This window comes from Nonlabens sp. (assembly GCF_965660805.1).
Lineage (GTDB): Bacteria > Bacteroidota > Bacteroidia > Flavobacteriales > Flavobacteriaceae > Nonlabens.
The window spans coordinates 1-13,024 of sequence record NZ_CBFIBE010000011.1 but is presented as its reverse complement, the minus strand read 5'-3'; the positions used below and the strand labels follow the sequence as shown (position 1 = coordinate 13,024).

The window sequence follows — 13,024 nt, the reverse complement described above, 5'->3', positions numbered from 1 at the left end:
ATGATAAAGAAAATTAAAGCATAGCCTAAGCTACGGTTTCATTTTATTTTGAAATATAGGCGAAAAACAAACGAATTATATGCGACATTAGGAATGTAAATTGGTATTATAAGTGAATGCTCAATAATTTTGCAACACCAGTGGCTTTTAATAGTACATAAGGTACTGCGGCAGGAATAAGAACCGTTTGAGCAGTTTTTAAAGTATAAGATTTTCCTGCACAAATAATATCACAGGACTGGCCTACATTCATAAGAACCATAAAACTATGATGAGGAGCCACTTCTAGCCTGTGACAACCTTTAAAGTTCAAATAATTTGTAGTGAAATAACGACTATCAGCAAGGTTTTGTGCTCCACTCAGTCCTGGTTGATAATCAATCACATGATCTGTCGCCTTTTTATAATCACTGACTTCAATAGAATCTTCTATATGAAGTTCGCGAGTATTACCTTGATGATCTTTACGATCAAAATCATAAACTCGATAAGTTATATCACTAGATTGTTGAATTTCGGCAAGTGTAATTCCGGCACCTATGGCATGAACTAAGCCTGGCTTAATAAAAAACGCATCTCCTTCCTGAACCTCAATTTGATTTAATAAATCCAGCACAGATTTTTGAGATATCGCTTTCGCGAAAGCGTGTTTATCAACATCTTTTTTAAACCCCAGAATCAATCGAGAATCTGGTAAGGCATCCATAATATACCACATCTCAGTCTTACCAAAACTGTTGTGCTTTTTAATGGCTACTGCATCATCTGGATGGACTTGAATCGATAAGTCCTGGGCAGCGTTAATGTATTTAATAAGTAGTGGAAACTGACGACCATGCTGCTGTATGACTTTACTACCTAGCAAGGATAACGGGTGTTTTTCTATAAGCTCATTAAGATTAAACCCTTTATAATGACCATTATCCACAAGACTAATGTCATTTTCTACGACTGATATTTCCCAACTTTCTCCTAATTGAGGAACTACTGGATTGATTTTTTTAATTTCATTAAGAGCCGTTCCACCCCAAATTTTATCTTTGAGAATAGGTTTAAAAAAAATAGGATATAAATTCATTAATCGCCTTTATAAAGGACAAAGTTACGTTCTGTTTCGTAAAGTTTAATCTCAATGTCGTATTTAGGGTCAAGTTTTGCCTTTATCTTGTTATAAATAACATAAGCTATATTCTCAGCAGTAGGATTTAAGGTTGAAAACTCGGGAACTTCTATATTTAAGTTTTTATGATCAAAGGCGTCTTCTACCTCAGATTTAATAACATCCTTTAATATCTTAAGATCTATGAGGTAACCAGTTTCTGGGTCTACCTCACCCGTTACGCCTACTTCTAAATCATAATTATGACCATGATAATTAGGGTTGTTACATTTACCAAAAATAGCTGCATTCTTTTCATCACTCCACTCTGGTTTATGTAATCTATGGGCGGCATTAAAGTGCGCTTTACGGTATGCTGTTAGTCTCATGAGATGTGTTTATAATATTTATCAAAGATGATTTTAAACCATTCTGTATAGTCCTCTGGTCGCTGGTCCATATCTTCCTTAATATCTTGTGCCGTCATCCATTTAAAACTAGCAACCTCATCTGGATTAATTACTGGATCATTATTATAGTGCCCTATCATGACATGATCTAATTCATGTTCTGTAAGTCCATTATCAAATGGAGCTATGTAAATGAAATGAAATAATTCCTTGAGATTAGTACTAAAACCCATTTCCTCCATCAATCTACGTTTACCAGCATCAATATTAGACTCTCCATCACGCTGGTGACTGCAACAGGTATTAGTCCATAATCCAGGGGAATGATATTTAGACCAGGCACGTTGCTGCAACATGATCTCATTCTTATCATTAAGAATAAAAACAGAAAATGCTCTGTGGAGTAAAGCTTTTTCATGGGCTTCTATCTTTTCCATGAGACCTACTTTCTCATCAAGTTCGTTTACAAGTACTACCTGTTCTTTCATAATTCAAATGTATCCATCAAAATTACAAAAGCAGATGCTAGGAACTATTAATAGATTCATAATATCTTGTAAACAAAAAAGATCCCTTCGATTGAAAGGATCTTTATAACTGTCTTTGAATGAAATATTTTAGATTTATTTTTTCATTAAGATAAACTCTGAACGTCTGTTTAACTGGTGTTGCTCTTTAGAACATTTCACCCCATTAGAACATTCATTGAGTAGTTGTGACTCTCCATAACCAGCAGCTGTTAACCTATAAGGAGAAATTCCTTGAGAAATTAAATAAGCCCTAGTGCTCTTAGCACGACGATCAGATAGTTTTAAGTTATAGCTATCGCGTCCTCTACTATCTGTATGAGATTTAATATCCACAACTGTAGATGGATATTTATTCATATACTCTACTAGTTTTTGTAATTGAACCTGAGCATCTGAACGGATATTTGCCTTGTTGTAATCAAAATAAATAACAATATCAAAAATCTTTGCTAAATCAACACCAACTTTCAAATTAGCAATTTTACTTTCCATAGTAGGGCTAATTGCGATAGGTTGCTCCATCACAGAAGTCTCACTTGATGTTTGAACAAACTTTTCTACGGTTGAGAAATCAGCTTTTTCAGCTCTGATAGAATAATTCTTATCAAACTCTAATTTAAACTTATATAACGCATCGTCTCCTACTACCATAGTTTTGAGCACCTTATTCTCTGAATCCACTAATGAAACTTTTGCTTCTGGAAGTAATTCACCAGTCTCTTGATTAGTTACCACTCCATTAATTTCAATTAAACCTGGCAAATCTTTTGTTTGTTTAAAAAAGTAAATATCATCTAAACCTTTTCCTGATAGTCTGTTTGAACTAAAGTATCCCAATTGTTTTTCTTGGTTCAACACAAAAGCAAAATCATCTTGAGTTCCATTAACTGGTTTACCTACGTTAATAATGTCTTTAGATAATTTACCATCAACTGACTGAGAAACAAAGACATCTAAACCTCCAAGACCTTGATGGCCATTAGAAGAGAAATACAAATCACCATTATCACTCATGAAAGGAAACAACTCATTACCTGGGGTATTTACCTCTTTAACGTTTACAGGAGCACCTAAAACACCATTCTCGTCTAATGACACATACCATATATCAGAAGATGCTTTTGAATCATCTAAACCGATCATTCCATCTGGACGATCAGAAGCAAAGTACAATTTATCTTCATTAGGACTCAATGCTGGGTGCGCCGTAGAAAATCCCTCGCCATTAATAGACAATTCTTCAACATCACCCCATTTATCGCCTTCACCTTTCCTAGTGGCACGATAAATTTTTAATTTATTGATATGATCAGAACTTGTTTTAAATTTCTTTTTATAGAAATTATTTCTAGTAAAGTAAACTGTCTTGTTATCCTTAGTAAACACAGCATTACTTTCATGAAATTTAGTATTTATATTTTTATCACCAAACTTTTCAATGTTTGAAAACTCACCTGTGGCAGCGTCAACATCGGCTGTGTATAAATCTAAAAAGCCTCTATTACTCCATTTATGAACATACTTTGAGACAGAGGAAGTGTCCTTAGAACTAGAAAAAACTGCTTTTTCCCCTCCTTCATATAGTGCCACCCCAAAATCCTGAGCATCACTATTCATCTCCAATTTCTTAATCTCAAACCTTCCGGATTGGAGATTAATTTGATCCAGGTAATTTACGTTATTCGAATAATTCTTAATGAACTGATCCTCTCCTTTTACCTCGATATATTGTTCTACAATCTCATTTGATTTCTCGTAGTCTTTAACCGATTTAAGAGTTTGAATATATTTGAAAAAATATTCTTTCTTTATATCATGCTTATCAAACTCAAACACTTTTGAATACCACTTGTTTGCATTAACATAATCATTGTTATAGTAATAAGTATCAGCAAGATTTTGAAATAACTCAATATCTGAATAACCTTTCTCTACTATATTCAAATACATTTGTTGTGCATCAATATAAGATAGATTACTAAACTCTTCATTAGAAGATTTGATACTTCTATTTTGTGCAAAAACAATTGACGAAGTCAAAAGTACTATTAGAAGTAATAATATTTTATTTTTCATAATTTTATAATATTGATATTAGAAGAATCTAGGAGTAATAATTTTATCTACATTATTAAACAATTCAAATCTCATAAATAATTCGTAACTACCATCATTGAAGACGGCATTACCTAATTCTGTTGTTTCTCTATCGTATGCAAAACCGATCATTAATTGATCGTTTAATTGGAACCCTACTAAACCACTAACTGCGGCACTCCATCTATAGGCAGCACCAACTGTAACCTTATCGTTGAATAAGAAGTTAGCGGAAGCATCCCATTGCAATGGCGCGCCTGGAACCATCTTAAACATGGTAGCAGGTTTAAATTTAACAGAGTCACTCAAATTAAACACATAACCAGTAGACATAAAATAATGCATACGCTCCTGAGCAATGAATGATGTTGCACTGTTTCTGCTTTCATCAAAATGGTCAGTTTGTAATAAATTAGGAACACTCAATCCGATATAGAATTTTTTAGAATGATAATATAATCCTAAACCTACCGTAGGGGAGAGCAAATTATCAACACCACCTCCTTGAAGCCTCGGATCTGAAGGATCAAATATATCCAATTGATTAAAATCAACATTCAACAAATGCGCTCCAGCCTTAATACCGAAACTAAATTTAGCTTCATCACCCACCGGTATGGTATAACTAAAGTCAGCGGTAAGATACGTTTCATCAGCTGGCCCAATTTCATCATTCAAAACTGAAAGACCTAATCCAACCCTGGAATTACTTATAGGGGCATGAGCTGACAAACTTTGTGTTCTAGGAGCGCCATCTAAACCAACCCACTGACTACGGTGTAAACCTACAACACTTAGCACACCACGATTACCAGCATAAGCAGGATTAATCACAACTGGGTTGTACATGTACTGTGTAAACTGAGGATCCTGTTGAGCGCTTACTCCTAAAGTAACCGCTAACAATAAAATAATAGTTATTATTTTCTTCATTTTTTCATGTATTATAAATGATCTAGCTCAACGATTTTTTCATTGAGCTAGAAAACTTTATTTATCTAATATATAAATATCCTGATAATTGTTGTGCTTTACCAAAATCATCAACGTATTCTATCACATAAAAGTAAGTACCAGAAGGTAGTCGTTCTCCTTGAGAAACAGTCGTTCTTCCATTTGAGATACCATCGAATTTAACATCAGCATTGTCATAATTAGTAGCGTTGTATACTTCAACACCCCATCTATTAAAAATGGTTACCTTATTCTCAAAATACTCAATTCCTTCCAAATATAAAAAGTCATTTCTACCGTCATCATCTGGTGTAACAGCATTCCAAACCGTTATTCTTCTCGCATCTGGATCAAGGTAATCATGAATACCATCATTATCAAAATCTCCAGTATCCCCAGTATTAGGATCCAAATCACCATCAGGATTAGGAGTTTCATCAATCGTTAACAGGCCATCACCATCATCATCTGTATCCAAATAATCTGGGATACCATCACCATCAGAATCCTGATCTGTTGGGTCATCATTTCCATCATAATCCTCATAAATTGTAGCAACACCATCGCCATCATCATCTATATCCAAATAATCAGGTACACCATCTCCATCAGTATCACCTGCAGGACCTTCAACACCATTTGGCACATTATCACCATCACAGTCTCCTTCTAACCAAGATGATTGAACTAAAGCTAAAATTTGATCATCTAAATTTAAGCTACAAGGATCTTGAGGATCTGTAGGTTCTCCACCATCAGGTGGGAATAACTCATCAAAATTAGACACTCCATCGCCATCACAATCCAAAGCAGCCCAATCATCATTTGCAGAGACAAGATCTTGAGAAGCAGGATCATAATCACATGGATCATTTGGATCAGTACCATCTGCTGTTGTCGGGTCACCATCTGGCCCGTTAATCTCAAAAGCATCTGTTACTCCATCTCCGTCACAATCACCTGTGCTTGATGCGGGAACTGTCGCAGCACCATCTATAAAGTCACATGGATCGTTTGGATTGGAGCCATCTGCTGTGGTTGGATCACCATCTGGTCCGTTAACCTCATCTGCATCTGTTACTCCATCTCCATCACAATCTACAGTACTTGTTACTAGCAACGTTACACTTGCAGATTCATAGTCACATGGTTCTGTACCATCAGTACCATCATTTACTTCATCACCGTCCGTAACTCCATCTCCATCAGTATCTGGATCTTGTGGATCTGTACCATTGGTAAGCTCATCATCATTTGTTACTCCATCATTATCACAATCGGCAGTATTCCAAGCAGCGTCAGGTATTAAAGTAACACTTGCAGATTCATAATCACATGGATCCGTACCATCAGTACCGTCATTTACTTCATCACCATCCGTAACTCCATCTCCATCAGTATCTGGATCTTGTGGATCTGTACCATTGGCGATTTCAGCTCCGTTAGTTACTCCGTCATTATCACAATCTAATGCATTCCATGCAGCATCTGGCGTTACACTTGCACTTGACGTCTGGAATGAACAAGGATCGGTTCCTACAGTACCATCATTTACTTCATCACCGTCCGTAACTCCATCTCCATCAGTATCTTCATCTTGTGGATCTGTACCATTGGTATTCTCATCTATATTAGTAACTCCATCATTATCACAATCGGCAGTATTCCACGCAGCATCTGGCGATACAGTTACACTTGACTGTAAATAATCACATGGATCAGTTCCTACAGTACCATCATTTACTTCATCACCGTCCGTAACTCCATCTCCATCAGTATCTGGATCTTGTGGATCAGTACCATTAGTGAGTTCAGCTCCGTTAGTCACTCCGTCATTATCACAATCCGCAGTATTCCATGCAGGATCTGTAGTCATACTTGCACTTGAAATATCGAATGAGCAAGGATCAGCTCCATCAGTTCCATCAGCGATCTCATCGCCGTCCGTAACTCCATCTCCATCCGTGTCATCATCTTGTGGATCTGTACCATTAGTGAGTTCATCTCCGTTAGTTACTCCGTCATTATCACAATCCAACGCATTCCATGCGGCATCAGGAGTTAGACTAATGCTTGATGTCTCGAATGAGCAAGGATCTGTACCGTCAGTACTATCAACTACCTCATCACTATCAGTAACTCCATCCCCATCACTATCAAGATCAAGGTAATCTGGAAAGCCGTCTGAGTCAGTATCTAATGTAGTATTACAAGGACTAAAAGCACCATTAAACCCATTAAAATTACTCGCATTAGGATCAGAAGAAAAATCAAACACAATTGTTTGTTCACCTGTAGTTGTATCGATAGTAACTATTTGGTTAGTACTAGTTGAACCATACAAAACACCATCAATATAAGCTAAACCCCAAACCCTATCATCGTTAGGATCAAGAGTCACTACAGCAACAGATTCGTTGGGTCCCATAAAATCTGAGATAACCACAAGAAGAGTAGTATTAGGAGTACCGTATGCAAGAGCCGTTATATAAGCGGTAAGACTACTACCTTCGTCCACTATTTGAATATCACCAACTATGGTATCAAACTCTGTATAACTATTATGTAAATTGGTAGTACCATTTGCAGGATCAACAGTATAAATATTATTAAGGGACGCTAAAACAAACAAACTACCATCTGGTAAAGCATCACTTCCCCAACCATTCTGAGAGGTAAAAGGGCCATCAATAACCGCTCCGCTACTTAAATCTAACTGAGACAAACTCACACTTCCAGTAGCCCAGATACGACCATCTGCTGTACCCATAAGATCTCGAGTTGGATCTGCATTTGTCACATCACCTACCTCTACAAATTCTCCGGTATTCAAATCTACATAACCTAAGCTATCAGAATCTGAAACATAAATACGTACGGCACACGAACCTTGTTCAGCTTCATCTAAAACCCCATCATCATCATCATCATCATCACAAGCATTACTAACACCATCTCCATCAAAATCATCAACAACAGTAACTCCGCCTACCACTCCCGTAGGAACACAAGGATCCAGACAGGTTTGCGATCCCACTACAACAGCTGAAGCTGGGGAATAACACATGTTTAGAGCATCATAAAAAGCGACATAATAAACACCAGGACCAACACTGGTTGGATCAGCGATAACATTTCCTGACGACACCGGAACACCATCATGCCAACTAAGATCTGTACCTGAAGGAACAGAAGCGATACTAACAGAGGTTAAATCAACTGTTGTCGCCGGACAGGTATTTACTGTGGTATAAACCCCTGAACTTTGTGAGTAACAATCATCTCCGGCATTGTAAAACGCCATATAATAAACAACTCCTGCCACAACATCAGTAGGATCCAACACCTCATTAGCCGAAGTAACAGGTGTACCTGTATGCCAACTGATAACATTACCAGGGCCTGGACTATTAGCCACTTCTGAATTTACAGTGGTTAAATCTACATTTTGCCCAATAACAACATTACTAATAAACACCCCTAAAAACAGAAGGATGAAAACTTTAATGTTTTTAAATCTTTCTCGCATAACCTTAAAATTGGTTGATATTAAACATATTATATTTCTAAAAACAAAAGGCCAAATCACAAAGACGAGGCCCAAACAAATTAAACAGATAACAAATCAAAAGCTGTATCATCAAACGAAACAACACCCCAAGAACCAGAAGCACCATAAACACTTGAAGCCACTATCATATTTCTCAGCACTGACCCCACACTAGATCCAACTGTCTGCGAAGCATAAAAAACAACTCCAAACGCACCGCTCCTTGTAACACCGGAAATAGCAAACAGAGGCAAACCCAACAAGGGAAATACGGACAAATGAAAAACAGGTTTAACTAATAAAGACCCGTAATTTACATAACTCATAATTCCAATAATTTAAATAGTCCATATAGACTATCTCAAGTCAATCGAAAACCTTCTAAACAGAAAGAATTTCAGCATTCAAAGGTAAAAGAAACAACTACACAAAAAATAAAAGACAACAACAAAGATCACTGATCGACAACAGACATTAATATACGATAAAAAGATGTTTAAGTAATTAAATGAAAGACCTGCACACGCCCAAGTAATCATCTAGAAATGAAATAAGCAAAAAACCGCCATCACATAAAAAGATTAAGAATAATTGTTAAAACCCTGGAGCCTCCACACCTGCACCACAACAAGGTGCTGTAATAGTCACGGTAATAGCCGTTGTACCATCACCAGCCACACCACTGTAACAATCTACTGAACCGTCATAAAAAGCCGCATAATAGGTACCTGCTCCTACTGCGGTAGGATCGCTAGGACTATTAGGCGTAGCAATTTTATTTGCGTTAGTTGCTGGAGTGGCAGTATGCCAGGTTAACACGGCACCACCACCAGGTGAATTAATCGCCGTAACTGTTGTTAAGTCTGCTGTGGTTGCAGGGCAGGCATTACCTAAAGAAGGCAAGCTTAACAAGGGAGCGGCTGCGCCTGCTATACAGCAATCTAAAATAGTCACGGATACCGAGTTACTCACAGGAGAATAACAATTATTTACATTATCAAAATAATAAGCATAATAAGTACCACTTGCCGCAATAGCAGCTGGCATAGACTCTGTAGAAGACAAACCATCACTACTATCATTATCTGTACTCCAAACTAAACCAGTACCAGAAGGAGTAGTTCCCGTATGCAAGGCATTTAAATTCACTGTTCCTGTAGGGCAGGAATTGGTCGCTGTAGCAGCGCTTAGTGAAGGAGCTGTAGCACCTGCGTTGCAAGGAGGCGCAGGCATAATAGAAGATTCACAAATAGACATAAAACCACCCTCAAAACCTCCATTACCCGTAACCACTACTTGGGTATAAGCAGAAGCTCCTGAAATTAGAAATCCACCACCACCACTATCATTACCCGGCGCACCAGCGCCTTGTAAAACTTCATTACCATTAACACTACTGTAACAAGACCATAGCTCTGTAATGGACGCAGGAGCACCATCGACAGTAAAAATAAAGTTTTCATTCCCACCAGAACCACCTGCATTGATCACAAAAAGAAAGTCGTTTACCGGTTGATCAAAATCAAAAGTAACCGAATAAGAACCATATCGACCTACCCATAAAGAGCCAGGTGATACAGTTGTTTCATCAGCACCTGAACATCGTGTATAAGAACTAGAAAAAGTCGAAACAGAACCAGTACTAGTAGTTGAAATCCCCACCCCATTCAAAGTTACACTTCCATTTGGAGGAATACTTACTGTACCTGAACATGTTTGCGCCGAAGTTTGATATGCAAACATGAGACTCAGAAATAAAAACAACCCTTTTTTAAAAATATTATTCCTAATTTAAATATATTATTACTGACAGTTAAAAAACTAAGCCATAAATAATTTGTAATCTTACTCAATATTGTATTATACAATATTAACAAAAAACAAATATTACAATAAAAAAATTAATAAGGTGTTTTATTGAAACAAAACTAACAAGCTGTTTAAAAAACGATCAAACACAATAAAATACGCTTAAAAACACTTGTCCCAAGATCTATAGCTAATGAAGATTTCATGAAAAGAACAGGAGTTGAACTTGAACTTAAACTTGAATAACGAATATCGATTATGGAATGATGAATGATGAAATTGAATTTGAACTTGAACTTGAATATGGATTATGGATTATGGAATAATGAAAATGATATGTTTCTTTAAACCATTCTAGGCTGCGCTCGAACCGACATAAACACTAACCGAAACAAAGAACAGAACACCCATCCCAGCCTTCCCTGAGGGAAGGAGTTTGCAAACCAATAATGTATTCTTTTTACACCTTTGAGGTATTAAGACAAATTCCTATAAGTGGCCGAGGAACGAGAACAACATAAAACTGATGTTCTAATCACTATTAAAGCACTTAGACAGGGAATTGCGCCCGCTATTTAAGGCAGATGAACAGCGCCTTAACTGCACTAGAAGCACCCTAAGAAAAGGCGTTCTAAACCATATCTTATACCACTCCATCCATACTAGAATCGATAGCAAAAAAGAATACCGCCCAAAAAGAACTACTAGAGATATAATCAGAGGACTTATATCAAATAGATGAAACCACCTCTATTACTGAATCTTTTTAACAAACTATAACTCTGCTGTAGTCCATTAGCATTGGTAAAATCCAGCATGATATAAGCTTCTACTTTAGCCACACCACTTAACTGATAGGTGAGTAGCGTTATGCCAGGCTTAAGAACCTTAAAATCCCTTACTAAATCACCTTTTATATAAGTTTGAATACCGGCAGTCACCATCCCAGTGGCAGGATTAAAAGGTATGGGTTTACCATTATAAGTCTCTACCTCTACCGGTACCGTAACCGTAATCCCTTTAGTATCTACCCCTTTTTGCGGGAAGGCAGAAAGCTGCAGTTCATCAAACAGAAAAGTCATATTTACTGGGTGTACTGTAATAGTGGCCGAATCTGTAAAATGGGTTAACTCGTTAGGCTCTTGAAAACAGCGGGAACTTCTTCAATAGAAGCGATAACATGATACGTACCTGGGATCGCAAACACTACTTCTCCCATAGCACTACCATTACCGTTCCTAATCATCTCCAGATCCCTGCCATAAATCGCCCAACGAACGGTTTTTTGAGAAGTGTTTACAATCTCTATATCTACCGTTGCGCCATATATCACATCCTGTGGAGCATTAACTGAAACCCCATCACATACAGGTGCCGCATGTAATGACATTACCGCTACAAACAATAGCCCAAACCAAAAGCCAGGACGCATTCCTTTACTTACTAATATATGAATCATGAAAAATCTATAAATTACTATTGCAAATGTAAGCAAAGGGCGCTTGAATTTAAGAACCTCTATGTACGTTTAGATTTGAGTGGTGAGCTTTGAGCTGGGAGTTGTGAGTCTTTGAGTTTTTGAGTTTTTGAGTTGATAATGCTGCTCTTCGAGAGCCTCAATGCTCTATGGTTGGTTTTGATTTTGATTTTAGTTTAAATTTAAGTTTAGGTTTAGGTTTGTGAGTGGTGGGCTTTGAGTTTTTTTTTTATGATCTGAGGTAAGGATAAGTGGCAACCATTAAGAAATAAGAATTAACAAATAACCGTCACCCATGAACAATCGCAGAAAGAACGCTATTTTTGTAGCCTATAAAAATTTACATGGGCATAGATAAAGAATTAAAACGCCGCAGAACCTTTGGCATCATATCGCATCCTGATGCTGGTAAAACCACCCTTACAGAAAAATTATTACTCTACGGTGGTGCGATACAAGAGGCTGGTGCGGTTAAGTCTAATAAGATCAAGAAAGGCGCCGCGAGTGATTTCATGGAAATAGAACGGCAGCGAGGTATATCTGTCGCCACCTCTGTACTGGCGTTTGAGTATAACGGTATAAAGATAAATATACTAGACACGCCAGGACATAAAGACTTTGCTGAAGATACTTATAGAACACTCACCGCAGTAGATAGTGTGATCGTGGTCATAGACGTAGCAAAAGGTGTGGAGGAGCAAACAGAAAAATTAGTCCAAGTTTGTAGAATGCGTGAGATCCCTATGATCGTTTTTATTAATAAACTAGATCGAGAAGGTAAAGACGCCTTTGACCTACTAGATGAAATAGAACAAAAACTAGGTTTAAGCGTGTGCCCCTTAAGCTTTCCTATAGGAATGGGTTATGACTTGAAAGGGATTTATAATATTATAGATAGTAATGTGCAATTATTTACCCAGCAGGATCAAAAAAAACCCGCTGTAGCTGTAGCTATTAATGATGTAAGTGATGATAAGCTGGATGATGTTGTGGGGTCCGCTTTCGCGAAAGCGTTACGAGAAGACCTAGAACTAGTCACGGGAATTTATCCTCCATTCAGCAAAGAAGACTATCTAGCTGGGAAACAACAGCCTGTAT

11 protein-coding genes are annotated in these 13,024 nt (G+C 37.3%); 1 reads left to right on the top strand and 10 read right to left on the bottom strand.

Annotated features, from left to right (window positions below):
- Positions 1-106: 106 nt before the first annotated feature.
- The 10 genes from ACTF48_RS04500 to ACTF48_RS04455 all read right to left on the bottom strand — a co-directional run bounded on the left by ACTF48_RS04500 (position 107) and on the right by ACTF48_RS04455 (position 11,908).
- Entirely contained in the window at positions 107-1,078 is a 972-nt protein-coding gene (locus tag ACTF48_RS04500) for a type I phosphomannose isomerase catalytic subunit (RefSeq protein WP_438961947.1), read from the bottom strand.
- Complete coding sequence (locus ACTF48_RS04495) at positions 1,078-1,488, bottom strand: 6-pyruvoyl trahydropterin synthase family protein (protein ID WP_438961946.1); 411 nt, start codon at positions 1,486-1,488, stop codon at positions 1,078-1,080. Before ACTF48_RS04495 ends, ACTF48_RS04500 begins: the two co-directional genes overlap by 1 nt.
- Complete coding sequence (gene idi, locus ACTF48_RS04490; RefSeq protein ID WP_438961992.1) at positions 1,485-2,000, bottom strand: isopentenyl-diphosphate Delta-isomerase; 516 nt, start codon at positions 1,998-2,000, stop codon at positions 1,485-1,487. Before idi ends, ACTF48_RS04495 begins: the two co-directional genes overlap by 4 nt.
- A 132-nt stretch (positions 2,001-2,132) precedes the next feature.
- Positions 2,133-4,115: an OmpA family protein gene (locus tag ACTF48_RS04485; RefSeq protein ID WP_438961945.1), complete on the bottom strand. Its 1,983-nt coding sequence runs from the start codon at positions 4,113-4,115 to the stop codon at positions 2,133-2,135.
- An 18-nt stretch (positions 4,116-4,133) separates the two neighbouring features.
- Positions 4,134-5,069, bottom strand: a complete 936-nt coding sequence (locus tag ACTF48_RS04480; protein WP_438961944.1) for a PorP/SprF family type IX secretion system membrane protein — start codon at positions 5,067-5,069, stop codon at positions 4,134-4,136.
- A gap of 61 nt (positions 5,070-5,130) precedes the next feature.
- A complete protein-coding gene (locus tag ACTF48_RS04475; RefSeq protein ID WP_438961943.1) occupies positions 5,131-8,508 on the bottom strand; it encodes a gliding motility-associated C-terminal domain-containing protein in 3,378 nt (1,125 codons plus the stop codon).
- Positions 8,509-8,699: 191 nt separating this feature from the next.
- Entirely contained in the window at positions 8,700-8,966 is a 267-nt protein-coding gene (locus ACTF48_RS04470) for a hypothetical protein (RefSeq protein WP_438961942.1), read from the bottom strand.
- Positions 8,967-9,234: 268 nt separating this feature from the next.
- Positions 9,235-10,302: a hypothetical protein gene (locus ACTF48_RS04465; RefSeq protein ID WP_438961941.1), complete on the bottom strand. Its 1,068-nt coding sequence runs from the start codon at positions 10,300-10,302 to the stop codon at positions 9,235-9,237.
- An 872-nt stretch (positions 10,303-11,174) separates the two neighbouring features.
- The gene (locus ACTF48_RS04460) at positions 11,175-11,531 is read right to left on the bottom strand and encodes a hypothetical protein (RefSeq protein ID WP_438961940.1); all 357 of its coding nucleotides are present in this window, start codon (positions 11,529-11,531) and stop codon (positions 11,175-11,177) included.
- A gap of 44 nt (positions 11,532-11,575) precedes the next feature.
- Positions 11,576-11,908: a hypothetical protein gene (locus tag ACTF48_RS04455; RefSeq protein WP_438961939.1), complete on the bottom strand. Its 333-nt coding sequence runs from the start codon at positions 11,906-11,908 to the stop codon at positions 11,576-11,578.
- 362 nt (positions 11,909-12,270) lie between these two features.
- Between ACTF48_RS04455 and ACTF48_RS04450 the strand changes: the two genes are divergently transcribed.
- Positions 12,271-13,024, top strand: a 754-nt coding sequence (locus tag ACTF48_RS04450) for a GTP-binding protein (protein WP_438961938.1), incomplete at its 3' end; no start/stop codon positions are given.

Excerpts from the sequence above, each read along its gene's own strand:
- ACTF48_RS04500 (WP_438961947.1), bottom strand. The coding sequence starts at position 1,078 with ATGAATTTATATCCTATTTTTTTTAAACCTATTCTCAAAGATAAAATT.
- ACTF48_RS04495 (WP_438961946.1), bottom strand. The coding sequence starts at position 1,488 with ATGAGACTAACAGCATACCGTAAAGCGCACTTTAATGCCGCCCATAGA.
- ACTF48_RS04485 (WP_438961945.1), bottom strand. The coding sequence starts at position 4,115 with ATGAAAAATAAAATATTATTACTTCTAATAGTACTTTTGACTTCGTCA.
- ACTF48_RS04480 (WP_438961944.1), bottom strand. The coding sequence starts at position 5,069 with ATGAAGAAAATAATAACTATTATTTTATTGTTAGCGGTTACTTTAGGA.
- ACTF48_RS04470 (WP_438961942.1), bottom strand. The coding sequence starts at position 8,966 with ATGAGTTATGTAAATTACGGGTCTTTATTAGTTAAACCTGTTTTTCAT.
- ACTF48_RS04460 (WP_438961940.1), bottom strand. The coding sequence starts at position 11,531 with ATGACTTTTCTGTTTGATGAACTGCAGCTTTCTGCCTTCCCGCAAAAA.
- ACTF48_RS04455 (WP_438961939.1), bottom strand. The coding sequence starts at position 11,908 with ATGATTCATATATTAGTAAGTAAAGGAATGCGTCCTGGCTTTTGGTTT.